The organism is Roseomonas sp. AR75, from assembly GCF_005222815.1.
Taxonomy (GTDB): Bacteria; Pseudomonadota; Alphaproteobacteria; order Acetobacterales; family Acetobacteraceae; genus Falsiroseomonas.
Map to the genome: position 1 here is coordinate 992692 of NZ_STGB01000005.1, position 22942 is coordinate 1015633.

The 22942-nt window shown below is 70.3% G+C and carries 23 protein-coding genes; 13 read left to right on the forward strand and 10 right to left on the reverse strand.

Going from position 1 to position 22942, the window contains the following annotated elements; translation table 11 throughout:
* Window positions 1-9: 9 nt before the first annotated feature.
* The 3 genes from E4T13_RS24155 to E4T13_RS24165 all read right to left on the reverse strand — a co-directional run bounded on the left by E4T13_RS24155 (window position 10) and on the right by E4T13_RS24165 (window position 1783).
* Complete coding sequence (locus E4T13_RS24155; protein WP_170985205.1) at window positions 10-1005, reverse strand: TAXI family TRAP transporter solute-binding subunit; 996 nt, start codon at window positions 1003-1005, stop codon at window positions 10-12.
* A 93-nt stretch (window positions 1006-1098) separates the two neighbouring features.
* Entirely contained in the window at window positions 1099-1401 is a 303-nt protein-coding gene (locus tag E4T13_RS24160; protein ID WP_137180887.1) for a hypothetical protein, read from the reverse strand.
* A gap of 1 nt (window position 1402) precedes the next feature.
* Window positions 1403-1783, reverse strand: coding sequence for a hypothetical protein (locus E4T13_RS24165; RefSeq protein ID WP_137180888.1), 381 nt, complete (start codon window positions 1781-1783; stop codon window positions 1403-1405).
* 215 nt (window positions 1784-1998) lie between these two features.
* On the opposite strand from E4T13_RS24165, the gene E4T13_RS24170 reads away from it, so the two are divergent.
* The 4 genes from E4T13_RS24170 to E4T13_RS24185 all read left to right on the forward strand — a co-directional run bounded on the left by E4T13_RS24170 (window position 1999) and on the right by E4T13_RS24185 (window position 6706).
* On the forward strand, window positions 1999-3582 hold the full coding sequence (locus E4T13_RS24170) for an ABC transporter substrate-binding protein (RefSeq protein ID WP_137180889.1): 1584 nt from the start codon (window positions 1999-2001) through the stop codon (window positions 3580-3582).
* Between the two features lie 156 nt (window positions 3583-3738).
* Window positions 3739-4182 carry a CBS domain-containing protein gene (locus E4T13_RS24175; RefSeq protein ID WP_137180890.1) on the forward strand — a complete coding sequence of 148 codons (444 nt, stop codon included), beginning with the start codon at window positions 3739-3741 and terminating at the stop codon, window positions 4180-4182.
* A 136-nt stretch (window positions 4183-4318) separates the two neighbouring features.
* A complete protein-coding gene (locus E4T13_RS24180; protein ID WP_137180891.1) occupies window positions 4319-4693 on the forward strand; it encodes a CBS domain-containing protein in 375 nt (124 codons plus the stop codon).
* A 612-nt stretch (window positions 4694-5305) separates the two neighbouring features.
* On the forward strand, window positions 5306-6706 hold the full coding sequence (locus tag E4T13_RS24185; RefSeq protein WP_170985206.1) for a PEP-CTERM sorting domain-containing protein: 1401 nt from the start codon (window positions 5306-5308) through the stop codon (window positions 6704-6706).
* A gap of 74 nt (window positions 6707-6780) precedes the next feature.
* Here the strand turns inward: E4T13_RS24185 and E4T13_RS24190 are convergent, their stop codons facing one another.
* From E4T13_RS24190 to pdxY, 4 genes are all read right to left on the reverse strand, one after another.
* Entirely contained in the window at window positions 6781-7302 is a 522-nt protein-coding gene (locus tag E4T13_RS24190) for a hypothetical protein (RefSeq protein ID WP_137180893.1), read from the reverse strand.
* Window positions 7303-7309: 7 nt separating this feature from the next.
* Window positions 7310-7936, reverse strand: a complete 627-nt coding sequence (locus tag E4T13_RS24195) for a PEP-CTERM sorting domain-containing protein (RefSeq protein ID WP_170985207.1) — start codon at window positions 7934-7936, stop codon at window positions 7310-7312.
* Window positions 7937-8043: 107 nt separating this feature from the next.
* Window positions 8044-13164 (reverse strand): calcium-binding protein, encoded by a 5121-nt coding sequence (locus tag E4T13_RS24200; protein WP_137180895.1) that lies wholly within the window; start codon window positions 13162-13164, stop codon window positions 8044-8046.
* Between the two features lie 108 nt (window positions 13165-13272).
* Window positions 13273-14160, reverse strand: a complete 888-nt coding sequence (gene pdxY / locus E4T13_RS24205) for a pyridoxal kinase PdxY (protein ID WP_137180896.1) — start codon at window positions 14158-14160, stop codon at window positions 13273-13275.
* Window positions 14161-14311: 151 nt separating this feature from the next.
* Between pdxY and rpmE the strand changes: the two genes are divergently transcribed.
* Together rpmE and E4T13_RS24215 are read left to right on the forward strand one after the other, a co-directional pair.
* Window positions 14312-14536, forward strand: a complete 225-nt coding sequence (gene rpmE / locus E4T13_RS24210) for a 50S ribosomal protein L31 (RefSeq protein ID WP_137180897.1) — start codon at window positions 14312-14314, stop codon at window positions 14534-14536.
* Window positions 14537-14712: 176 nt separating this feature from the next.
* On the forward strand, window positions 14713-15189 hold the full coding sequence (locus tag E4T13_RS24215) for an Hsp20 family protein (protein ID WP_137180898.1): 477 nt from the start codon (window positions 14713-14715) through the stop codon (window positions 15187-15189).
* A 186-nt stretch (window positions 15190-15375) separates the two neighbouring features.
* Here E4T13_RS24215 and E4T13_RS24220 read toward each other — a convergent pair whose 3' ends face one another.
* Window positions 15376-15636, reverse strand: a complete 261-nt coding sequence (locus E4T13_RS24220) for an endonuclease domain-containing protein (protein WP_240791263.1) — start codon at window positions 15634-15636, stop codon at window positions 15376-15378.
* Window positions 15637-15737: 101 nt separating this feature from the next.
* Window positions 15738-15926: a DUF1192 domain-containing protein gene (locus E4T13_RS24225; RefSeq protein ID WP_137180900.1), complete on the reverse strand. Its 189-nt coding sequence runs from the start codon at window positions 15924-15926 to the stop codon at window positions 15738-15740.
* Between the two features lie 158 nt (window positions 15927-16084).
* Between E4T13_RS24225 and E4T13_RS24230 the strand changes: the two genes are divergently transcribed.
* The gene (locus E4T13_RS24230) at window positions 16085-16654 is read left to right on the forward strand and encodes a DUF1013 domain-containing protein (protein WP_137180901.1); all 570 of its coding nucleotides are present in this window, start codon (window positions 16085-16087) and stop codon (window positions 16652-16654) included.
* Window positions 16655-16987: 333 nt separating this feature from the next.
* On the opposite strand, the gene E4T13_RS24235 is transcribed toward E4T13_RS24230, so the two are convergent.
* Window positions 16988-17164 carry a YdcH family protein gene (locus E4T13_RS24235; RefSeq protein ID WP_137180902.1) on the reverse strand — a complete coding sequence of 59 codons (177 nt, stop codon included), beginning with the start codon at window positions 17162-17164 and terminating at the stop codon, window positions 16988-16990.
* 252 nt (window positions 17165-17416) lie between these two features.
* Between E4T13_RS24235 and E4T13_RS24240 the strand changes: the two genes are divergently transcribed.
* The 6 genes from E4T13_RS24240 to E4T13_RS24265 all read left to right on the forward strand — a co-directional run bounded on the left by E4T13_RS24240 (window position 17417) and on the right by E4T13_RS24265 (window position 22923).
* Window positions 17417-17617, forward strand: a complete 201-nt coding sequence (locus E4T13_RS24240; protein ID WP_109872780.1) for a YdcH family protein — start codon at window positions 17417-17419, stop codon at window positions 17615-17617.
* Window positions 17604-18107: a 5-(carboxyamino)imidazole ribonucleotide mutase gene (purE, locus tag E4T13_RS24245; protein WP_137180903.1), complete on the forward strand. Its 504-nt coding sequence runs from the start codon at window positions 17604-17606 to the stop codon at window positions 18105-18107. Before E4T13_RS24240 ends, purE begins: the two co-directional genes overlap by 14 nt.
* The gene (locus tag E4T13_RS24250; protein ID WP_137180904.1) at window positions 18104-19222 is read left to right on the forward strand and encodes a 5-(carboxyamino)imidazole ribonucleotide synthase; all 1119 of its coding nucleotides are present in this window, start codon (window positions 18104-18106) and stop codon (window positions 19220-19222) included. The genes purE and E4T13_RS24250 overlap by 4 nt, the downstream gene beginning before the upstream one ends.
* Window positions 19223-19441: 219 nt before the next feature.
* Window positions 19442-20557, forward strand: coding sequence for an OmpA family protein (locus E4T13_RS24255; RefSeq protein WP_137180905.1), 1116 nt, complete (start codon window positions 19442-19444; stop codon window positions 20555-20557).
* 199 nt (window positions 20558-20756) lie between these two features.
* Window positions 20757-21869: an OmpA family protein gene (locus tag E4T13_RS24260; protein WP_137180906.1), complete on the forward strand. Its 1113-nt coding sequence runs from the start codon at window positions 20757-20759 to the stop codon at window positions 21867-21869.
* Window positions 21870-22152: 283 nt separating this feature from the next.
* Window positions 22153-22923: a DUF1194 domain-containing protein gene (locus E4T13_RS24265; protein ID WP_137180907.1), complete on the forward strand. Its 771-nt coding sequence runs from the start codon at window positions 22153-22155 to the stop codon at window positions 22921-22923.
* Window positions 22924-22942 lie beyond the last annotated feature (19 nt).

A 22942-nucleotide genomic window follows, 5' to 3' on the forward strand; every position in this document is an offset into this window, starting at 1 on the left:
CCGCCGGCCTCAGGCCGGCGGCATCACGCCGGCTTCGCGGAAGGCCCGCGCGGCGCCCGGATGCAGCGGCACGCCGTTGTAGCGCCACGCCTTGGCCGGATCGAAGGCCGCCATGCTGGCATGGATCTGCGCCAGCCGCGCGCCCTTGTTGCGGATCAGCGTGCGCGTGATGCCGAAGGCCACGTCGTCCGGCACGCTCTTGTTCACCAGGATGACGCTGTCCATCGTGGTGACCATCAGCGGGCCTGATTGTAGCGTGGGATAGGTGCCGGCCGGCAGCGTGCCCTCGGCATAGGCGTAGGTGTCGATCAGATGCTTGCGCACATCGTCGGGGAAGCCGACGAGTTGCGCCGCACGGCGGCCCTGGCCGAGCTCGGTCAGCAGCGCGGCGGGCTTCGCCAGCGCGGCGTACATGTAGTCCACCTGGCCGTCGGCGAAGGCGGCGCCGATGTCGCTGTAGCTGCCGTTCAGGTAGCGGCCGCCGCCGTTGCGGATCGCATCCGGCGACGTGCCGAGGAACTTCATGATGCGCTGCAGGGTCATCTCGTCGGTCGAGGATCGCTGCGGCGCGGCGATCTTCACCCCCGGCTGCGTCAGGATCGCGCGCATGTCGGAAGGCCCGTCGGCCTTGCGCAGCAGGTTGTGCTCGGTCGGGCTGTAGCCCGTGCCGAGGCTGCGCAGATCCTCATGCTTGCGGTTGTACGGGTCCTCGCCGCGCGCGGCGGCGGCGGTGAAGGCGTCGATGCCCCAGCCGATCGGCGACTGGTTGTTGTTGACGCGGGTGGAGTTCGCCAGGCCGCCGCCGGGCACCACGCGGATGCGGATGTTCGGGTTCTCCTCGGCGATCAGCGCCGAGAGGCCCGCAGCCATGGTATACCAGCCGCCGCCGACGGAGCCGGCGACCCATTCGAAGGTCTGCTGCGCCTGCGCGGTGCGGACAAAGGGCATCGCGATGGCGCCGGCCGCGCCCAGCAGCGCCACGCGGCGCGAGGTGAACAGAGTCATGATCCTTCTCCCAACCTGCCTCTTGGGACGGATCATGCGCAGACCGCGCCCCGGCCGCAACCACCCGGGGGGCGTGAAGGCAGGCGGCGGGGGTCAGTTGCCCGCCAGGTAGGGCCTCGCCGCCTGGAAGGCGGGCGCGCAGCCAGGCGCGGCATCGGCCAGCACCGATTCGGGGTTGGTCGCGCCCGTCCATGCGCCGAGCGCGGTGGTGATGGCCCACCAGGGATCGGCGCCGGCCCGCGCCACGAGACGCGGCGCGGCCTCGGCGGCGCATTGCGTGACCTGCTGCACCACCGCGACCGGCGCGCGCGCGGCCTGCAACTGCTCGGCCACGCTCGACTGCAGCGGCCCGAGCAGGAAGGTGGCGACCAGCCAGGCGATCAGGCTCTCAAACATCTCAGACGCTCCGGCGCCCGAAGGCCAGCGCCCAGGCCATGCCGGCCAGCGCCAGGATCGCGACCAGCGCCGTGGCCGCGCGCGAGGCGACGGCGGCGCCGGCATCGCCCGCCAGCAGGGCAGGAAGCTGCGGCAGGGCCGATCCGCCGCCGGTCAGCGCGACGAGACACAGCACCGCGCCCAGCGCGGCCGCGAGCACGGCGTTGCGCGCGAAGGATGCGGCGAGCGCAAGCATGCCCAGAATGGCCGGGATCAGCGCCGTCCAGTGCACGGTGCCGGACGGCAGGAGATATCCCGCCGCGCCGATCGCGACCAGCACGACGCCCGCCACGCGCAGCACGCGCGCGACGCAGTTCACGTTCCACAAGGCCGCGCTTGCCATGGCGCCTCTCCTCCAAGTCGCGGCACGCCGCCGCAGGATGGAGGTCCGACATCGCACGCGGTGCGGCGGCCTGCCGCACGGCGCGCCAGAGGGGCCCGGACCGTCCGCGCCGAGGTGGCCCTGACACGCGGCGGCTTCAAGCCTCGCTTCCGCGCGCGAGTTGCATCGGCTGTCGCGATGGCGCCAATCTGCGCACCTGACCCGAGGAGAATCCGATGCGCCGCCGTACCCTGCTTGCCGGCGCGGCCGCCGCCGCCGCCGCCCCCGCCATGCCCGCCCTGGCCCAGGGCAGCGCCGCCACCACGCTGCGCTACATGCCGCAGGCCGATGTGACGGCGGTGGACCCGATGAGCACCACCAGCTACGGCGTGCGCAACCACGGCCACATGTGCTGGGACACGCTGTACGGCCCGGACGAGAACTTCGTCATCCGCCCGCAGCTCGCCGAGGGCCACACCGTCTCCGATGACGGGCTGCGCTGGGTGTTCACGCTCCGCGAGGGCATCCGCTTCCACGACAACGAGCCGATCCGCGCCAAGGACGCCATCGCCTCCATCACGCGCTGGTCGGGGCGCGACACCATCGGCCAGACGCTGCGCGCCCGCACGGAGGAGATGCGCGCGCTGGACGATAGGCGCTTCGAGATCCGGCTGAAGCAGAAATTCGGCCCGATGCTGGAAGCGCTCGGCAAGCCCAGCAGCTACCCCTGCTTCGTCTACCCCGAGCGTTTCGCCACCGTGGAGCCCACGCGCCCCTTCACCGAGGTGGTGGGCTCCGGCCCCTATCGCTGGGTGGCGGCGGAGCGGCTTTCCGGCGCGCGCGCGGTCTATCAGCGCTTCGAGGGCTATGTGCCCAACCCGCGGCCGCCCAGCCTGCTCGGCGGCGCCAAGCTCGCGCATTTCGAGCGCGTGGTGTTCAACTGGATCCCCGATGCCGGCACCGTCGCCGCCGCGCTGCAGGCCGGCGAGATCGACATGTACGAGCAGGTCGCGCCGGACCTGCGCGCCGTGCTGCAGCGCCACCGCGATATCGTGGTTCAGCGCATCGACTCCGGCGGAACGGTGGCGCATCTGCGCTTCAACCAGCTCAACCCGCCCTTCGACAATCCCGCGGTCCGTCGCGCGCTGCTGCATTCGGTGAACCAGGCCGACTTCATGAGCTCCATCATGGGCACCGATCGCAGCCGCTGGGCGGACGGCATCGGCGCCTTCCCCACCTCCTCCCCGCTGTCCAACGACGAAGGGATCGCGGCGCTCATGGGGCCGCGCAGCACCGATCGCGCGAAGGAGGCGATCCGCGCCGCCGGCTACAACAACGAGCGCGTCGTCGTGCTGCACCCGACCGACGTGGTGAACAACAACACCATGACCACGGTGCTGACGGACCTGCTGCAGCGCAGCGGCCTGAACGCCGAGAGCGCGAACAGCGACTGGGCGACCGTGCTGCAACGGCGTGCGCGGCAGGAGCCCATCGCGCAGGGCGGCTGGAGCGCGCTGATCGTGCTGTTCGGCGGCGTGGACCTCGGCAATCCCGGCGTGCATCCGCTGCTGCGCGCCAATGGCCGCCAGGCCTGGTTCGGCTGGCCGACCAGCGAGCGGCTTGAGACGCTGCGCGAGGAATGGCTCGGCGCGCCCGACCTCGATGCCCAGAAGGGCATCGCGCGGCAGATCCAGGCGGCGCTGTGGCAGGACCTGCCCTACATCCCGCTCGGCCAATACTACGTGGACGCCGCCTGGCGCCGCGACATCACCGGCCAGCAGAAGGGCATGACGCTGCCGCTGAACCTGAAGCGCGGCTGAGCCGGGTCGTCGCCCAAGGGTGAACGCGAATTAACCGGCGCAACGACGTTGCCGCGTTGCGCCGGATGGCGTTTCGCCCGTAAACGCGGCCACGAGGAAGCAGGCTGGGGGCGGAACGGGCCTGTCGCGACGGGATCGCAGACAGGAGAGTTCCTCATGACCATCGCCGCCGTGCTCAGGCAGAAGGGCAACGCCGTCATCTCCGTCACGCCGGACAGCCCGGTGACGGAGGTTGCGCGCATCATCGAGCAGCGCCGCATCGGCGCGGTCATGGTGCTGGATTCGCGCGGCGCCGTGCTCGGCATCGTCTCGGAGCGGGATGTCGTGCGTGCGCTCGCCACGCGGGCCGAGGGCATCGCCGGCCTGTCGGCGCAGGACCTGATGACACGCGAGGTCGTCATGGTCGGCCCGCAGACGCCGGTGGATGCCGCGCTGCGCATCATGGACGAGCATTATTTCCGCCACCTGCCCGTGGTGGACGATGCGGGCGTCCTGCTCGGCCTGGTCAGCGTGCGCGACCTGGTGCGGCACCGCATCGCCCAGCAGGACCAGGCCGTGGAAAGCCTCACCCACTACGTGACGCGCAGCTACATGCACTGAATGGCGGCACTGAACGGCGGGCGCGGCGAAAAGCTTCCGACGGTGTCACGGAACCGTTGCAGAACGGATCGCCGCGCTGATATGTGGAGTGGCGTTGGGGAGCGCTGAGCCAGAACACGGCAGGGAGTCAGCCTCCATGGGCGTATCGGTCGCCGCGTCACCCCCCACGCATTGCTTCACCATCACGCCCGAGGAGCCCGCGGCGGAAGCGGCGCGGCTGATTGCCGCCAGCCGCCTCGGCGCCGTTCCCGTGCAGGACAGGACGGGCCGCGTGGTGGGCCTGGTCAGTGAGCGCGACATCGTTCGCGTCGTCGCAACCCGGGCGCAGGGGCTGCGTGGCCTGGCGGTGGAGGAGGTGATGTCGCGCGACGCGGCAACCATCCGGCCGGAGACGACCGCCGGCGATGCGCTCGCGCTCATGCAGCAGCGCGACCTGCGCCACCTGCCGCTCTGCGGCGCCGACGGGCGGCTGATCGGCGTCGTCGGGCTGGGCGACCTGATGCGCGGCTGACTCCGCAGGCACCACCGTCACGGCGTTTCGAAGAAGATCAGCGCGTTCGGAACACCGCCCAACGCGGCGGCGATCTTGCGGGCGCGGCGAGAGCGGGACGGTCAGCGCTCGGCCGCCGGCACCGCGTCCAGAAGTTGCACCTTGCTAGAATGTTAAAAGAACGCGTTGTCATTATTTTGACGCACCCATACACCTGCGTATCGACTCCTTTCCGCGCACCCTCTTAAATAAGAGCCGCCTGATTTGCCGTGCCGGCAACCAGGCGAAGTTCGGCTCTTTGGGGGAGTTGCAAGAATGCGGAAACCAAGAAGGCGGGCTGCCGAAGGTCGTATCCCGATCTCGTGGCAGCGCTGGAATCCCGCGATCGGAGGCGCCTGCGCTGCGGTCGCGCTTTGCGCCGCCGCACTGCCCGCTGCGGCGCCTGCCCGCGCCGGTGCGGTGCTCGACTGGACGATCGTCGCCAACAACGCGGACCTGGTCCCGGGAAGCGACCGGGCCTTCAACAGCTATAGCCCTCCGTCCCTGAACAACAGCGCCCTGGTGGTGTTCCGGGCCCGGACGAGCGGTGGACAGGCCCAGGGCGAGCCGATCACCGGCGTATTCTCGAGGGACATGGCCGCACTGAGCCCGGTCGGAAGCGTCGTGCGGCGCAACGACCTGGTGCCGCAGCCGAACAACACGGGCGCAACCTTCAACGAGTTTCCCTCCTTCGCGCGCATCGATGCGCGATCCGGCATGGTGGCGACCCGCGGCCAGTCACAGCCCGTCTGGGAGGTGACGGATCCCAACACGGGCGACCCGATCACGCGCGTCGGCACCGCCGGGATCTACGCCACCCCGAATGGCGGGGCGCTGGTGACGGGCATGAGCGGCGTCGGCGCCGTGCCCGGCTTCGCGCAATTCCAGGTTCCGCCTGACGCGGTCGGCGCCGCCGGCGTGAAGTTCGACCAGTTCCCTGGCGCGCCATCCGCCTTCGACCAGCAGCTCGTCGCCTTCAAGGGCAACTACACGGATCCGCAGGGCAACGGGCAGACGGGCGTGTTCTACCGCGACACGCTCGGCACGGGCGGCGCCGTCACCATTGCCCATTCCGGCCAGCCCCTGCCGAATGGCGGCGGCGTGTTCGGCTCGACCGCGCCGCCGAGCGCGGCGAACGGCCAGATCGTCTTCACCGGGCTCGACAACGAGGACGCGCCGAGCGCAGGCGGCATCTACCACGCCCGCGTCGGCCAGCCCGGCCTCACCACCCTCGTCTCCTTCGGTCAGACGGTACCCGGCGTATCGAACCCGAGCGGCACGACGCTCAACCAGATCGGCGAAGCGCTCTCCTTCGATGGACGGCGGGTTGCCTTCTGGGGCGCCTGGGGCACCGAGACGCGGATGGTGACGCTGACCTGCCCAAGCGAGGGCCAGGCATCCGTCATCCAGGCCTGCATCGACCAGAGTGGCGGCACCGGCCAGGTGACGCGCGAGGTCCCGGTGCACCAGGGCATCTTCCAGGTGGACGTTGCGACCGGCGCGCTGACCCTCGTCGCCGAGACTGGCGGCGAATTCGAGGACTTCCTGTTCTGGACCTTCTCAGGGCGCCCTTCCGGCGTGGGCGGCGGTGATGGTGGCGAGGAGTTCGAGGAGCCGCGCTGGCGCTCCTCGCCCTTCATCGCGGCGAACGGGCAGAACACCGTCTTCAAGGCCTCGGAAGGCGCGAGCAATCCTTTCGGCCTGTATCTGGACCGCGGCGCGGCGCTGGCGCCGGTGACGATCCTCGATTCGACGATGCTCGGCGATCTGCTGGACCCGTCTGCGAGCGGCCTGCCGATCACGGCCCTCGCCCTGGAGCGCGACGGCTTCCGCAACGGAAGGCTGGCGATCGCCGCGAGCATGGCGAATGAGGAAGAAAGCTGGGCGGGCGTCTACCTGACCCAGATCGCCGTGCCGGAGCCGGGCAGCGTCGCACTGCTCGCCGGCGGGCTGCTGCTGCTCGGCGCCGCGCGCCGTCCGCGACGCGCCGCGTGATGGAGGGGCAGGAGGGGACGAACCCTCCTGCCTCCTTCCCCCTCGCAGGTCATCCAGATCGGTGCGGGGCGCCGCTACGGCCTCGCGTTGCGCAGCTTCGCGAGGTCCAGCGTGCCCTTGGCGCCCCAGCCGCGCACATCCGCCGGCACCTCCGGCCGGAAATGCTCGTACAGGCGGAAGCCGACGCGATCGAGGTCCTCGGGGAGGTGCCGCTCCGCCAGTTCCTGCATCGCGGCGCGCACCTCCGCGAGCCGCGGGCCGAAGGCCTTGGCCAGATAGGCCGCGATGGGCGCGGCGGGGGCAGGCGTGCCCTCGCCGGCATCGGCCAGCACCACCCCGTCCGCGTCATGCGTCAGCGCGACGTCCCGGCCGAGCAGGCGCACCGTGTCGCGCCGCGCCGGCTCTCGCGCCGTTCGCGGCGCATCCGCGATGATGCCGAGCCGCCGTGCCTTGGCGCGTGCCGCCGTCGACGCCACCACGCTGCCGAGGCTGAGCGCAAGGTCGGGCGGATGGCCCATCCGCTCCGCCACCACCGTGGCCCAGAGCGTCAGGACCGGGGCGCGATTGACCCGGACCGGGGCGGGATCGCCGGGCATCGGCCCATCACGCCGCGCGGCGCCGCCGCGACGCGCCGACCAGCCCGGCCAGGCCGACCGCCAGCAGCGCCGCGGAGGCCGGCGCCGGCACCGGCACATCCTCGAAGACGGGAATGGTCACGGTGATGCTGTCCACCGTCCTGCCGCTGTCGTCCTGCAAGGTCCAGGTGTAGGAGCCCGTCTTCACGCCGAGGCCGCCAAGGGTCTGGTCGCGCATGATGAAGGTGGTGCCGAGCGGCGAGCCCGAGACATAGCCGACGGGCACGGCCACGCCGCCTTCGCCGCCGAAGAAGCCGAGATTCGATCCGGTGACGCTCCAGCTTGCCGGGGACGTGTTGCCGCCTGGGCCGAAGCCGCCGGACGGGCCGACGAAGGTCGCCGCATAGACCGAGAAGGCGCCATCGGCCTGCAGGATGGAGGGATCGTTCGGGAACACCGCAACCTGCCGGTCTTGGCTGTCGCCGACATATGTCAAGGTCGCCACGTTCAGCGGACCGCTCGCGGTCACCAGTACGTCGGCCCCGGATTGGGAGAGCGCGAAGGTCATCGCCGCCCGCGCCGGCGCCGGGATGCCGAAGCCTCCCGCCATACCCAGCAGCACAAGCACCGCCACCACGCTGCGCGGCTTCGTCATCGGCTCCGGCTCCGTCTCCGTCCAGCGACGCGCCCGGCGCGCCATGCCGCCGCATTGGGCCACAAGCCGCCGCGGCGCGGCAATCGCGCGCCGCCGGCCTACCGGCCTTATGCGATCACGAAGTCCGTCGCCGCCAGCGTCGGCTTGGTGGTGAGCGTCGCAATCGTCACCGCGGCGCCCGCGCCGGTGCCGTCCGCATCCCAGGCCAGAACGCCACTCGCCTTGGTGTAGACGAACTGGCCGAGCGCCGCGCCCGGCGCGTTGTTCGCGAAGCGAGAGGCGTCCAGGGCGCCCACCGGCAGCCCCCCGAAGCCCGCGGAAGCGAAGGCCAGCAGGTCGTCGCCGGGGCGGAAATCCGTCACCGCATCGCCGCCTTCGTTCGGCGTCAGCCACAGGAACCGGTCGAAGCCGCCGCCGCCCGTCAGCGTATCCGCGCCCACGCCGCCCTCGATGGTGTCGGCGCCCTGCCCGCCCGAGATCCGGTCAGCCTCGCCGAGGCCCCGCAACAGGTTCGCCCCGCCATTGCCGGTCAGGACATTCGCCAGCGCGTTGCCTGTTGCCGCCAGGTCCGTGCTGGCCAGCAGCGTCAGGTTCTCCAAGGTGGGCGTCAGCGTGTAGCTGATGCTGCTCAGCACAGTGTCGATGCCGGCGCCGACCAGCTCGATGATCTGGTCGAGGTCGCCGATCAGGTAGGTGTCGTCGCCGTTGCCGCCATCGAGCCGGTCCACGCCCTCGCCGCCCACCAGGCTGTCCGCGCCCTCGCCGCCCTGCAGCGTGTCGTTGCCTTGCCCGCCGGACAGCGTGTCGTTGCCGTCATAGCCGAGCAGGCGGTTGCCGCCGGCATTGCCGACGATGAGGTTGTTCGCGGCATTGCCGTCGCCACGCGCATTCGCGGTGCCGTTGAAGCGCAGTTCCTCGATATGCTCGGACAGCGCGAAGGTGGCATTGAGGATGACCACGTCGTAGCCGCCATTCTCCTCCTCGATCAGCGTGTCGGTCGCGTCGGGCAGATAGAGGTCGTTGCCGCCGCCGCCGATCAGCGTGTCGGCCCGTCCGGCGCCGATCAGCGTATTCGCGGCGCCGTTGCCCGTGATGACGTTGTTGAGATTGTTGCCGGTGCCGTTGATCGACGCATCGCCGAGCAGCACCAGATTGTCCAGATGCGCGCCGAGCGTCCAGGTGAGTGTGGCGAAGACGGTGTCGATGCCGGCATCGCGGGCCTCCAGCGTCTTGTCCGCTGCGTCGTCCACCACGTAGCTGTCGTTGCCCGCCGCGCCGACCAGGCTGTCCGCGCCGGGCCCGCCGATCAGCGAATCGTCACCGCTCCCGCCGGCCAGCGTGTCGTTCTCGCTGCCACCATCGAGCGTATCGTTGCCGTCGCCGCCGAGCAGCCGGTCGGCGCCGGCGAGGCCACGCACGTCATCATTGCCGCCGAGCGCGTCGATGGTGTCGGCAACACCGCTGCCTTCCAGCACGTTATCGCCTTCGGTCGGCACGGTGCTCGTGGCCGCAAGGACCGTATCGGCGAATTCCAGGAACTCGACACCGGAGACGGTGTCGGCCCCTTCCGGCTGACCCGCACGCAGGTCCACCACGGTGAACAGCCCGCCGCCGAGATCGGTGATCGCGAAATCCGCCGCGTCGCCGTCGAACACAGCGGTGTCGTTGCCCGCGCCGCCGTCGAGACTGTCATTCCCCCATTGCCCGGCCAGCGTGTCGTCGCCCTCGCGGCCTTCCAGCACGTCGTTGCCCTCGGCGCCCGAGAGGCTGTTGCCGATGCCGGAGCCGCGCAGCGTATCGCCTACGGCGCTGCCGATGGCGTGCTCGATGCTGACGAGCGTGTCGTTGTCGCCGGCGAAGTCGATGGCAGTGCCGGCCTGCAGGTCGAGCAGCACGCCCTGCAGCGGCGCGCGGTCGCCCGCCGCATTGATCGTGTATTGCTGGGCGTCCGGCGCGAAGCCGAGCACGTAGCTGACCGTGTCCTGCCCCGTGCCACCGTCCACGCTGTCGGCACCCGCGCCGGGTCCGATCATGTTGTCGCCGGCATCGCCGAACACGGTGTCGTCGCCGAAGCCCAGCGACACGCCCTCGAAGCCGAGGATCGTGTCGGCACCGCCGCCGGCATCCGTGGCGCGCTGCGTCGCCAGGTTCACCAGCACGCCCGACATATCCGTCGCGCCATAGGCAACGATGTCGAAGCCGCCGCCGGCATCCACGCTGTCGGCGCCCTCGGAAGGCGAAATCCAATCACCCTCGCCGGTGCCGGTGATCGTGTCGGCGAAGTTGCCGAACATGTTCGCGCCGTGGATGTCCACCAGCGTGTCGGTGTCGCCGAAGCGATCGACGACGCTGCCGGAGGCGAGGTCGATCGACATGCCCGCGACCTGGTCGGCGTAGTCGGCGACGACGAAGGCACCGGGGATGCCGATCAGCAGGTCGTCGCCCGCGCTGCCGCGCAGCAGGCTTGCCGCGCGGCCGCGCTGCTCCACGCCGGTCAACGTGTCGGCGCCCGAGCCGCCGATCACGTTCTCGATGGAGACGAGCGTGTCGGCGCCCCCTTCGCCGTCCTGCGCGGTGCCGGCGGTCAGGTCCACCTCCACGCCCAGCGTGGCGTTGCTGTACTCGACATAGTCGCTGCCGGCGCCGCCAATGAAGGTGTCGTTGCCGCCGCGGCCGTTGAACCGGTTGTTTTCCGCGCCGCCGAGGATGGAATCGCCGAGCGACGTGCCGGTGATCCGCTCGATGCTGGCGACGATGTCGGTGGTGCCCCAGGGATCGCGGACGGTCCCGGCAACCAGGTCGGCGATGATGCCGATCGGCACCGGCGGGGCGACGATCGTCCCCCCCGTCGAGAGCGAGAAATAGCTGACGCGATCCTGCCCGCCCCCACCGTGGATCGTGTCGGCGCCGCTGTAGGGCTCGAACGTCTCGGCGACGTCGCTGCCGCGGATGCTGTCGCCGCCCGAGGTCGCGCGGACCAGCTCGAAGCCCGCGACGCTGTCGGCGCCGCCATCGCCATCGGCGCTGACGATGCCGGTCGCCAGGTCCACGACGACCGGGCCGGGGGAGTTGCTGTAGTCCAGGTTGTCGAAGGTGCCGCCGCGGCCGTCCAACGTGTCGTTGCCGCCGCGGCCGCGGATGCGGTCGTTGAAGTCGCTGCCGAGGATGACGTCGTTGAAATTCGTGCCGCGGACCCAGGTGATGTTGATCAGACGGTCCTGGCTGCCGAAACCGTCATTGGAGACGACGCCGCTGATCAGATCGACGTTGATGCCTTGGGTGACGCCGCCGACGAGATAGTCCGCGAGGATCGATGTGCTGGGGGTGGAGGGGCCGATGATGGTATCGGCGCCCGCAAGCCCGCGGATCTGGATGCCGACATTGGTGTCCACCGACGCCACCTCGATCCGGTCGTTGCCGGAGGTGGCGTCCAACGCGTCGATGCCGGAGAGCGTATCGGCCCCCAGCGCGCTGATGACGGTGGCGTTCTGGCCGTCCGTGCCGCTGCCGATCGTCGCCGTGATCGGCCCGGTATCGCCGTTGTAGCTGCCGGTGTCGAAGCCGGCGCCGCCGAAGACGCGGTCATTGCCGTCGCCCGGGCGGAGGAAGTCGTCGCCCGCGCCGCCATCCAGCGTATCGGCACCTGCGCCGCCGATCAGCGAATCGTTGCCGGCGCCGCCGACGATGCTGTCGGCATCGTCGAGGCCGAAGAGCGAATCATTGCCATCGCCACCGTCCAGCGTGTCCTGGCCGGCATCCGCTTGCAGCGTGTCGTTGCCCGCCTCGCCAGCCAGGCTGTCGTCGCCCGCCATCGCCCAGAGCGAATCGTTCCCCGCGCCGCCGCCCATCGTGTCGTTGCCGCTGCCGCCCTGGAGCGTGTTGTTCAGGCCGTCGCCCTGCAGGCTGTCAGCCCCCTCGGTGCCGAGCAGGCGCTCGATGCCGCTGACGGTGTCCGTCTCGCCGTTCTGGGCGACGACGAGGCCGGTCTCCAGATTGGCGACGATCGAATCGATGCCGGTGATGAAGGCGTAGTTCAGCGTGTCGTTGCCCGGCCCGCCCTCCACGACGTCCCATCCGGTGCCCGGCGAGAGGAAGTCGTTGCCCGCGCCGCCATCCAGCGTGTCGTTGCCGGCATTGCCCGAGAAGGAGTTGTCCTCGGCATTGCCGAGGATGCTGTCCGCCCCTTCCGCGCCCGAGGCATTCTCGATGCCGACCAGCGTGTCGGCGTCGCCGTCATTGTCGATGGCCAGGCCGGCGACGAGGTCGATCACGGTGCCGCCCGGGCCGAAATAGGTGACGTTGTCGCGCCCCGGTCCTCCGTTCACGCTGTCGGCGCCGTCGCCCGGCTGGAGGTTGTCGTTGCCCTCGCCGCCATCCAGCGTGTCGTTCCCGGCATCGCCCGGGAAGGCGTTGGCGTCTGCCAGGAAGTCGTTGCCCGCGCCGCCGACGAGAGAATCGTCCCCGAGCATGCCGTAGAGGCTGTCGTTGAAGGGGCTGCCCGACATCGTGTCGGCGCTGTCGCTGCCCTGGATCGAACCTGCTGCGCCTGCAAACTCGCCGGGCAGGAAGCTGGCGATGGTGAGCGCCTGGTTGGTGATGGTGTCCACGAAGGCGGCGAAATCTGTCGTGTCGAGCACGCCGTCGCGGTCGAAATCGAGCACGAACCAGCCATCGCCGCCGGATTTCGGCACCCAGTAGCCGAGGATCGCGCCGGCCGTCGCGCCGCCCGGCAGCAACAGCCCCGCCGTCAGGCTGACCTGGGCCGAGAGGCCGCCGCCGTACCAGTAGAAGGGGAGCGTGTTCCCGGCGAAGCCGGCCTCGAAGCGCAGGCGGTCGCCTTCGCCGGCGTCGAAGCCACCGATGCTGTCCATCCCGCCCAGCGAAGACCCGCCGATATCGGCATAGAGGTTGATGGTGTCGGCGCCCGCGGCGCCATAGATGGTGTCGGCTCCGGCGGCGCCTTCCAGGTAGTCATCGCCCTCGCCGCCGAAGAGGTATTGGCCGTTGTCGCTGCCGAACAGCGAATCATTGCCGGTGCCGCCATCCAGCGTGCTGTTCGCGCTGAAGGAGCTTTGCAGCAGGTCGTTGCCGCCGGCGCCGAACAGATTGTCCGCGCCCGACGGGCCGCCATAGATCTCGTCATCCGCGCCACTCGCGAGTTGTCCACCCGCGGTATTGACGAGGTCGGTGATGGTGTCCGCGCCGGGAGAGCCGAAGATGATCGCCATGGCACCGATCCTGCTTCGTTACGAACTCTCCTTGGACCACGGTTGGCAAGATTTCTCAACGCGCTGCGGGTTGCAGAACGTTTCGACACCCAATCCGTGATTGCAACGTCAGCAGCGTTCGGCGCGGAACACCCGGCTCGGCGTGACGAATTCCTCCTGCGCCGCCACCGTCAGGATCTCGCGCGAGCCCGCCTCCGCCGTCCGCCGCAGCAGACCGTAGATCGAGGAGGCGGCGGCCGAGACCGCGACACGCGCCTCGCCCCAGCGCAGGCGGTGGAACAGGAACAGCGCCGCGATGGCATCGCCCGCCCCGTTCACCGAGAGCGGCAGCATCGGCGTGCGCAGGCGCCAGTATTCGCCGCCCTCCCCGGCCAGCAACTCGATCGCGCCCTCCGGCGTCTCCTCGGTGCGGAGCGAGGTCACCAGCACGCAGCGCGGCCCGGTGGCCTGCAGCGCGGCGATGGCGGCCTTTGCATCGGCCAGGCTGCGCACCTCCCTGCCCGTCAGCCATTCCAGCTCGAACTGGTTGGGCGTGATGATCTCGGCGGCAGGCACGGCCCGGTCGCGCATGAATTCCGGGATGCCCGGCCGCACGAAGACGCCGCGGCCGACATCGCCGATCACCGGGTCGCAGCAATACATCGCGTCGGGGTTCGCCGCCTTCACGCGCTGCGCCGCGGCCAGGATCGCCTCGCCGATCTCGGCCGCACCCATGTAGCCCGACAGCACCGCGTCGCAGCGCGGCAGCGCGCCGCGCTCGGCAATGCCCTCGACCAGCTCGTGGATCAGCTCGGCGCCGAAGACGCTGCCGCGCCAGGCGCCGTAGCCGGTATGGTTGGAGAACTGCACCGTGTTCACCGCCCAGACCTCGGCGCCCAGGCGCTGCAGCGGGAAGACCGCGCTGGCATTGCCGACATGGCCGTAGCTGACCCAGGACTGGATCGAAAGAATATTGAGCGGACGCCCCGCGTCCGAGGGCGAAGTCGCCTGGTTCACGCGCCGCAATCCCTGGCTGGAAGGCGGCCGGACGCTAGGCCCGGGGGTGCGGCCGGGCAACCCGGTTGCGCGCCGCGCCCCCCTCCCCTATACGCCCCGCTCCCGTGCCTGCCGGTCGCCGTCGGCGGGCCCATTTTGCGTGAGCGCCGCCATGAAGCCCGACATCCACCCCGAGTATCACGAGATCACCGTCACCATGACCGACGGCAGCTCGTTCAAGACCCGGTCCTGCTACGGCAAGGAAGGCGACACGCTGCGGCTCGACATTGACCCGAAGTCGCATCCGGCCTGGACCGGCCAGCAGCGCGTGGTGGACACCGGCGGCCAGATCGCCAAGTTCAACAAGCGCTTCGCCGGCATCGGCGTGAAGAAGTAGGGCCAGGCAGGCCCTTCTCCGCCCCCTTGAACCGGGGGCTCCCGCGTCACAACTGATGGCAGCCGGATGCGCCCGATCGGGGCGTCCGGCGTGGACCGGAAGGCTCGCCCGTTCTCGGGGGGCCGCAGAACCCGGTTCGCAACGCCATCGAGCTTGCTGATCGAGGAGCTCTCGTCATGAATGCTTTCGACGTTTCCCCGCTGATGCGTGCCGCCATCGGCTTCGACCGCATGGCCCGCCTGGTCGAGACGGCCCGTGCCGCCTCCGAAGGCCCCGCCTACCCCCCCTACAACATCGAGAAGACCGCCGAGGACGCCTATGTCCTGACCATGGCGGTGGCCGGCTTCGGCCCGAACGACATCGAGCTGACGGTGCATGAGAACACGCTGACGATTGCCGGCAAGGCGCCGCAGCCTGCGCCGGACAATGGCCGCGTGCTGTATCGCGGCATCGCCGGCCGCGCCTTCGAGCGTCGCTTCGTGCTGGCCGACCACATCGTGGTGGATGGCGCGAGCCTGGAGAACGGCCTGCTCAACGTGGCGCTGAAGCGCGTGGTGCCGGAGGCGCTGAAGCCCCGCCGCATCGCGATCCAGGGCGCCGCGCCCCGGGCGATCGAGGCGAACGAGCAGGTGGAGACCGCGCAGGCCGCGTAAGCGCGCCTGATCGGTCCTGAACGAGAGCCGGCGGAGCGATCCGCCGGCTTTTTTTGTGCGCAAAGACGGATGCTCCCTCCCCGGCCCTCCCCCGCAGTACGGCGGAGGGAGAAGCAGGGATCCCGCACCACCGAGCCCTCCCCCGCAGTGCGGGGGAGGGTTGGGAGGGGGAATTCCTCGCACGGCTCAGCCAAGCCGTTCCCGAACGTGGCGGCAGATGTCTGCGACCACACCCTCCACATTCTGCAGTACCGCGTTGTTCCAGTATCGCAGCACCAGCCAGCCTGCCGTCGAGAGCGCCGCGTCGCGCCGCGCATCCGCGGCGCCGCCATGCTGACCGCTGTCCACCTCCACGGCCAGCAACGCCTCGACGCAGGCGAAGTCCAGCACGTAGGGAGGCACCGGATGCTGCCGCCGGAACCGAGCGCCGAACGCTTGCCGGCGCAACGCCGTCCAGAGCTTGGCCTCCGCGTCGGTGCTCCCTCCACGCAGACGACGCGCCCACGTGATCAGGCCCCGCGGTGTCCAGCCCTATCCGTCCGCCCCGCTCACCCCGGCTTGCGAAAGAACAGGTCCGCCGCGGCCTTGCTTGCCTCCCGCTTGCCGATCTCGCGCTCCGCCCGCGCGATCTCCTCCCGCAGTTCGCCGATATAGGCACGCAGCTCGTCCACGTCCCAGCGCTCGATCACCGGCGGCTGGAAGCGGTTGCGCGGGCGCGGGCCCTCGGGTTCGTCCATATGCTATCTCCCTCGCATCCTTGGGCTTTGACCCGGTAACGGACGGTCCTTATATCCCACGCAGACGAGGCGGGGGCGCCTCGGCGGGCGTCCGGCTCGCCCGCGGCCCGGCCATGCCCCGACAACCCCGCCGAGGCCAGAAAGCGAAGACGCGACCCATGAAGACGCCGCTGATGCCGAAGGCCACCGCCGTGTGGCTGATCGACAAGACCTCCCTCTCCTTCGACCAGATCGCGGATTTCGTCGGCATGCACCCGCTGGAAGTGCAGGCCATTGCCGACGGCGAAGTGGCGCAGGGCATCGTCGGCTACGATCCCGTCGCCAACGGCCAGCTCGCGCGCGAGGAGATCGGCAAGGCCGAGGCCGACCCCTCCTACCGCCTGCAGCTGCTGGAAAGCGCCATCCCGCTGCCGAAGGCCCGCGGCAAGGGCGCGCGCTACATCCCCGTGGCCAAGCGCAACGAGCGGCCGGACGCGATTGCCTGGCTGCTGCGCAACTTCCCCCAGCTTTCGGACCCGCAGATCGTCAAGCTGCTCGCCACCACCAAGGAGACGATCCAGAAGGTGCGCGACAAGACCCACCCGAACACCGCGAACATCAAGCCGCGGGATCCGGTGACGCTCGGCCTCTGCACCCAGACTGCGCTGAACGAGGCGGTGGCGGCGGCCAACCTGCGCACCGGCGCGACCAACACCACCCCCATCATGTCGGCGGACGACGCCGCCTGACGGCGGCGCCTTTTGTTGCCCTCAGGCGCCGGGCGCGGCCTCCGGCCGCTTGATATTGCTGCCCTCAGGCGCCGGGCGCGGCCTCCGGCCGCTTGGCTTGCGCGCAGGCCGCTGGCGTGCCGAGCGACACTGACAGGTGGTGCGCGGGCCGCATTCGCGGCCTCGGCGCGCAGGCGCGCCGCCAGACCCATCGGGGTCAAGGCCCTCTCCACCCGCAGCGGGGGGAGAGGGTTGGGTGAGGGGGGCGTCGGCGTCACGGAACCGCGCCCCGCCAGAACGCCCCCGACAAACGAAAACGGCCCTTCCCGCAGGAAGGGCCGCCCGGCTGGATGGCTAATGGACCCGATGGGTCTTCAGCCGTTCCATCTCCTCCTTCAGTCGGAGTTTCTCCCGCTTCAGCCGGGACAGCTGGTCCGTATCGGGCCGGGGACGGTTGTCCTCCTCGGCGATGCGCATTTCCAGCGCGGCATGGCGCTCTTCCAGAGCGCGAAGGCGGGCGAACTCAGCCATGGGCAGTCATCCCTGTCCGTTGTCCGCAGGGGCCAGCGCCCGAACCCGGAGACTCCCGGAGGCCCATTCGGCGGCGCCTCCGGCACGCACGCATCGCGTGCTCCCCGCGATCCGTCACTTCTGCCCCCACACGGCCCATGTTATTCCCATCCTCGGCGCGGTCCAGGGTTTCTTTGGCCCGCTGCCGGTCCTGTTCCGCCCCTGGGCCGAGCGGGGCCGGGTGCTGAAACGACAGATCAGAACCGGGGGCGCATGCTGGCCGATCGCGACAGCCTCCTCCGTCGCCTGCACGAGTTGCGCAGCGAGCATCGTGACCTGGACACGGTCATCACGCGGCTCGGCGAGACGGGGGCCGATGCGCTGCAATTGCAGCGGCTGAAGAAGCGGAAGCTGAAGCTCAAGGACGAGATCGCCTGGCTCGAAAGCCGCCTGATCCCTGATGTCATCGCCTGAGCCCGGCGGCGCCGCGCCGCTGGTCGGCCTCATCATGGGCTCGACCTCCGACTGGGAGACCATGCGCCATGCGGCCGAGGTGCTGCAGGCGCTCGAGATTCCTCACGAATGCCGGGTGGTCTCCGCCCATCGCACGCCGGACCGGATGTACGACTACGCCCGGGCGGCCGAGGGCCGCGGCCTGAAGGTCATCATCGCCGGCGCCGGCGGCGCCGCGCATCTCCCTGGCATGACCGCCTCCCTCACCCCCTTGCCGGTGCTGGGCGTGCCGGTGGAAAGCCACGCGCTGCGCGGCCAGGACAGCCTGCTCTCCATCGTGCAGATGCCCGCCGGCATCCCCGTCGGCACGCTGGCCATCGGCAAGGCGGGCGCCACCAATGCCGGGCTGCTGGCCGCCGCCATTCTGGCCACCGCCGACCCGGCGCTCGCCCGGCGCCTGGCGTCCTGGCGCGCCGCGCGCACCGAAGCCGTCCCCGACAGCCCGGCATGACGCCCCTGCCCCCAGGCTCCACCATCGGCATCCTCGGCGGCGGGCAGCTTGGCCGGATGTCGGCGCTGGCCGCGGCCCGGCTCGGCTACCGCTGCCATGTCTACGCGCCGGAGGCCGACAGCCCCGGCATGCAGGTGGCCGCCGCCCGCACCGTGGCACCCTATGAGGACGCGGCCGCTCTGGCCGGCTTCGCCGCCGCCGTCGATGTGGTGACCTTCGAGTTCGAGAACGTGCCCGCCGCCACGCTCGACATCCTGGCCCCGCTGGTGCCCTGCCGGCCCGGAGTCGAGTCGCTGCGCATCGGCCAGGACCGCGTGCTGGAGAAGCGCTTCTGCGAATCGGCCGGGCTGGCCGTGGCACCCTGGCGCCTCGTCGAGTCGCGCGAGGATCTCGCCTCGGCTATCGCCGCACTGGGCCTGCCCGCGGTGCTGAAGACCACCCGACTCGGCTATGACGGCCGTGGCCAGGCGGTGCTGCGGTCGACCGCGGACCTGGACGCTGCCTGGGCGCGCCTGGCGCCGCGCCCGCTGGTGCTGGAGGCCTTCGTGCCCTTCGAGCGCGAGATCTCCGCCATCGCGGCGCGCGGGGCCGACGGGACGCTGGTCACCTTCGACGCCACCGAGAATCGGCACGCCCGGCACATCCTCGACATCTCCATCGCGCCGGCGCCGGTGCCACAGGCAGTCGCCGACGCCGCCCGCGCCCATGTCGCGGCCCTGGCCGAGTCGCTCGGCCTGGTCGGGCTGCTGGCGCTCGAGATGTTCCTGCTGCCGGATGGGCGCCTGCTGGCCAATGAGATGGCGCCGCGGCCGCACAATTCCGGCCACTGGACGATGGATGCCTGCCTCTGCGGGCAGTTCGAGATGCATGTCCGCGCGGTGGCCGGGCTGCCGCTGCCCGAGCCGGGCCGGCATCATGACGCCGTGATGAAGAATCTCGTCGGTCCGGAGTCCTTCGCGGCCTGGCCGGCGCTGGCCGCCATGCCGGCCGTGGCGCTGCACCTCTACGGCAAGGCGGAGGTGCGGGAGGGCCGGAAGCTGGGCCACGCCACACATCTGTTGGCGCCGGGAACCGTATCGAAAGCACAGGATCCGGGGCGTTTCGCGCCGGTGTGACTTGGCTGCAATGGGGCTCTGTGGCGCCGCGGCAACACTCAGCCATTTCCGTTGCACTCACGCTGTCAGTGCGTTGGTTCCGGTGATAAGTTCCCTCTCATGCATCGCCAGGGGGATCGGTCGCCTTGGCGTCGCGCACGAAGGAGCAGGGCTCCGGGGCCGCGCGGCGGGACGACGGAGTCGCGGCGGTGCAACAGTTTGGTTCGAGGAGAATCTGATATGGGCCTGAAGAAGGCACTTCTCGCCGCGACGGTGCTGGCTCTGCCGGTCGCCGCGCAGGCGCAGCCGGTGACCGGCGTCTACATCGCTGGCGGCGCTGGCGTGAACTGGCTGCAGGACAGCGACATCACCAGCGAGGGCGCGACGCGCACCGCGCTCGGCAATGGCGGCGTCGGCCTCTCCGGCCAGGCCAGCTTCAACACGGGCTGGGTCGGCGTGCTGAGCCTCGGCTACGGCTTCGGCAACGGCGTCCGCGCCGAGCTCGAGGGCAACTACCGCTCCAACGAGATCGACGGCGTCTCCGGCTTCAGCGGCCTCGCCGCGCCGCGCAGCCAGGGCGGCGACGTCCAGAGCTACGGCGTGATGGGCAACGTCTTCTACGACTTCGACCTCGGCCCGGGTGCCTTCGCCGTTCCCTATATCGGCGCCGGCATCGGCTATGTCGTGAACCAGTGGAACAGCGTGAACGTGCGCAACTCCCGCACGGGCGCGCAGGTGAACCTGGACGGCGACTACGGCAACTTCGCCTATCAGGCGATCATCGGCGCCGCCTTCCCGATCGCGTCCGTCCCGGGCCTCGCCTTCACTGCCGAGGGCCGCTACTTCGCGACCCTGTCGGATGACGTCGATGCGACCTTCCGCCCCGTCAACAACCCGTCCGTCTCGCAGAAGGGCGCCTTCGACGTCGACAGCGGCAACTTCAGCCTGATGGTCGGCCTGCGCTACGCCTTCGGTGCGGCCCCGCCGCCGCCGCCGGTCGTTGCCCCGGCCGCCGCTCCGGCCCCGGCCCGCACCTTCCTCGTCTTCTTCGATTGGGATCGCGCGGACCTGACCGAGCGCGCCCGCCAGATCATCGCCGAGGCCGCGACCAACGCGCAGCGCGCCGGCACGACGCGGATCGAAGTGGCCGGCCACGCCGACCGCTCCGGCACGCCGCAGTACAACATGGGCCTCTCGCAGCGCCGCGCGAATGCGGTTGCCGCCGAGCTCGAGCGTCGCGGCGTGCCGCGCTCCGCCATGGTCATCCAGGCCTTCGGCGAGACCCGCCCGCTGGTCCCGACCGCGGACGGCGTGCGCGAGCCGCAGAACCGCCGCGTCGAGATCGTCCTTCGCTGACGATCGGCGCAAGCCGGAAGCCGGAAGGGGGGCGCCGCAAGGCGCCCCCTTTTCACGTACCCCTGATGCAACACGACGCCGTGTTGTGCGCGCTTGTAGAAGCGCATCGCTTGTATTCTACTCAAGTCGACTGTAACGACTTTCGCATCGCAGCAACGGTCGTGCCGCAATACGGCGCCGCCTGGAGGGGAGATCCCGGATGAGCTGGAAGAAGGCGTTCATTGCCGCCACCGCGCTGATGCTGCCGGCCGCCGCGCAGGCGCAGCCCTTCGGCATGAACCTGAGCGGCTTCTACATCGGCGGCGGTGCCGGCGTGAATTACCGCCAGGATTCGGACATCTCCCTGTCTGGTGCTGCCGTCACCGGCCCCTTCGGCGTGGGCGCGGCGAACGCCAACGGCTCGATCGGCTGGAATCCAGGTTTCGTCGGCGTCCTGAACGCCGGCTACGGCTTCGGCAACGGCCTGCGGGTCGAGGCCGAGTTCAGCTACCGCTACGAGAATGTCGACAAGGTCTCGGGCGTCGGCCAGGGCGCGTATTCGCGCACGGGCGGCCACACCAGCACCTATGCCTTCATGGGCAACGTGCTCTACGACTTCAACGTCGGCCTGCCCGTGGTGCCCTATGTCGGCGCCGGTATCGGCTACGCCATCAGCTCCTTCGATCAGGTGCGCGCGCAGAGCACCGCGGTGTTCCCGTCGCAGACCAACATCGCCGGCAATGACGGGCGCTTCGCCTATCAGGGCATCGTGGGCCTCGGCATGCCGATCGCCGCGGTGCCCGGGCTGACGCTGACGGCGGAGTACCGCTACTTCGCCACGCTCGATGCCGATCTCGACGTCACCTCCTACAAGCCGACCGGCTTCTCGCGCGGCACGACCGAAATCGAGAACACCAACCACAGCTTCCTGCTCGGCGTGCGCTACGCCTTCGGCGTGACCCCGCCGCCGCCGCCTGTCGCGCCCGCCGTGGCGCCGGTGCCGGCACGGACCTTCCTCGTGTTCTTCGACTTCGATCGCGCCAACCTGACGGAGCGCGCGCGGCAGATCATCGCCGAGGCGGCCAACAACTCCCGCTCCGCCGGCGTGACACGGATCGAGGTGTCGGGCCACACCGACACCGTCGGCTCGGCCCGCTACAACCAGGGCCTCTCGGAGCGCCGCGCCAATGCGGTGGCCGCCGAGCTCGAGCGCCTGGGCGTGCCGCGCTCCTCGATGGTCATCCAGGGCTTCGGCTTCACCCGCCTGCTGGTGCCGACCGGCCCCGGCGTCCGCGAGCCGCAGAACCGCCGCGTCGAGATCGTCCTGAAGTAACTGCCTGGCCATCTCGCCGGGCCGACCAGGGGGCGCCGCAAGGCGCCCCTTTTTTCATGCCCGCGCCACGGCCTCTGCGGGCGTGACGGATTGCATGCACCTTTGCTGCACCGCAGTGCGACCGGTGCGGTTTCCGCCTGATTTGCAGGCAACCGCCTCATGCGATGACAATTTCGTACCGAGATCACGATTGAGTGCACTGTTCGGAGGCGGTACATGCAGTGAGCGAGGGAGCGAAGCGCCAGGCGAGCATGAGTTTCGCACTCCTTCGAAAGGCGCACGCATGCATCATCCCATCCGTCCCGCCCTCTCCCTTCGCCGTCGCGGCCTGCTTGCCGGTGCCCTCGCCGCCCCGCTGCTGCTCACCCGCCGTGCGCACGCCGAGGAGCCGGAACCGGTGGATGTCGAGCTCGTACTCGCCGTGGATGTCAGCCGCTCCGTCGACCAGGAGGAGCAGGAGCTGCAGTTCAAGGGCTACGCCGCCGCCTTCCGTGACCAGAAGCTGATCGAAGGCATCGCCGGCGGCCCGCTCGGGCAGATCGCGGTGACGCTCTTCACCTGGTCCGACTGGCACATCCAGGAAGTGCTGGTGCCCTGGATGAAGATCGACGGCGCCGCGGGTGCCGAGCGCATCGCCGCCACCATCGACGCCGCACCCCGCCGCGCCTGGCTCTACACCTCGATTTCCGGCGCGATCGACTACGCCGCCGGCCTGTTCGGCCAGCGCTACGAAGGCACGCGCAAGGTCGTCGACATCTCCGGCGACGGCGTGAACAATTCCGGCCGTCCGCTTCCGGAGGCACGCGCCGACGCGCTGGCCAAGGGGATCGTGCTGAACGGCCTGGCGGTGCTGGACCGCTCGCCGCAGCCCTGGTCGGCTGGGCTTCCGCCGCTCGACGAATACTACCGTGGCGAGGTGATCGGCGGCCCGGGGGCTTTCCTGATGGTGGCCGAGGGCTTCGACGCCTTCGAGACGGCGGTGAAGCGCAAGATCATCCGCGAGATCGCCGCCGCGCCCCCGCCCGGCCCGCTGGTGGAACGCGCCTTCGCCTGAACGCCGCGTGCCGCCGGCA

Coding starts and splice junctions, on each gene's coding strand:
- E4T13_RS24155 (WP_170985205.1), bottom strand. CDS start 1,005: ATGACTCTGTTCACCTCGCGCCGCGTGGCGCTGCTGGGCGCGGCCGGC.
- E4T13_RS24160 (WP_137180887.1), bottom strand. CDS start 1,401: ATGTTTGAGAGCCTGATCGCCTGGCTGGTCGCCACCTTCCTGCTCGGG.
- E4T13_RS24165 (WP_137180888.1), bottom strand. CDS start 1,783: ATGGCAAGCGCGGCCTTGTGGAACGTGAACTGCGTCGCGCGCGTGCTG.
- E4T13_RS24170 (WP_137180889.1), top strand. CDS start 1,999: ATGCGCCGCCGTACCCTGCTTGCCGGCGCGGCCGCCGCCGCCGCCGCC.
- E4T13_RS24175 (WP_137180890.1), top strand. CDS start 3,739: ATGACCATCGCCGCCGTGCTCAGGCAGAAGGGCAACGCCGTCATCTCC.
- E4T13_RS24180 (WP_137180891.1), top strand. CDS start 4,319: ATGGGCGTATCGGTCGCCGCGTCACCCCCCACGCATTGCTTCACCATC.
- E4T13_RS24185 (WP_170985206.1), top strand. CDS start 5,306: ATGGCCGCACTGAGCCCGGTCGGAAGCGTCGTGCGGCGCAACGACCTG.
- E4T13_RS24190 (WP_137180893.1), bottom strand. CDS start 7,302: ATGCCCGGCGATCCCGCCCCGGTCCGGGTCAATCGCGCCCCGGTCCTG.
- E4T13_RS24195 (WP_170985207.1), bottom strand. CDS start 7,936: ATGACGAAGCCGCGCAGCGTGGTGGCGGTGCTTGTGCTGCTGGGTATG.
- E4T13_RS24200 (WP_137180895.1), bottom strand. CDS start 13,164: ATGGCGATCATCTTCGGCTCTCCCGGCGCGGACACCATCACCGACCTC.
- rpmE (WP_137180897.1), top strand. CDS start 14,312: ATGAAGCCCGACATCCACCCCGAGTATCACGAGATCACCGTCACCATG.
- E4T13_RS24215 (WP_137180898.1), top strand. CDS start 14,713: ATGAATGCTTTCGACGTTTCCCCGCTGATGCGTGCCGCCATCGGCTTC.
- E4T13_RS24225 (WP_137180900.1), bottom strand. CDS start 15,926: ATGGACGAACCCGAGGGCCCGCGCCCGCGCAACCGCTTCCAGCCGCCG.
- E4T13_RS24230 (WP_137180901.1), top strand. CDS start 16,085: ATGAAGACGCCGCTGATGCCGAAGGCCACCGCCGTGTGGCTGATCGAC.
- E4T13_RS24235 (WP_137180902.1), bottom strand. CDS start 17,164: ATGGCTGAGTTCGCCCGCCTTCGCGCTCTGGAAGAGCGCCATGCCGCG.
- E4T13_RS24240 (WP_109872780.1), top strand. CDS start 17,417: ATGCTGGCCGATCGCGACAGCCTCCTCCGTCGCCTGCACGAGTTGCGC.
- purE (WP_137180903.1), top strand. CDS start 17,604: ATGTCATCGCCTGAGCCCGGCGGCGCCGCGCCGCTGGTCGGCCTCATC.
- E4T13_RS24250 (WP_137180904.1), top strand. CDS start 18,104: ATGACGCCCCTGCCCCCAGGCTCCACCATCGGCATCCTCGGCGGCGGG.
- E4T13_RS24255 (WP_137180905.1), top strand. CDS start 19,442: ATGGGCCTGAAGAAGGCACTTCTCGCCGCGACGGTGCTGGCTCTGCCG.
- E4T13_RS24260 (WP_137180906.1), top strand. CDS start 20,757: ATGAGCTGGAAGAAGGCGTTCATTGCCGCCACCGCGCTGATGCTGCCG.
- E4T13_RS24265 (WP_137180907.1), top strand. CDS start 22,153: ATGCATCATCCCATCCGTCCCGCCCTCTCCCTTCGCCGTCGCGGCCTG.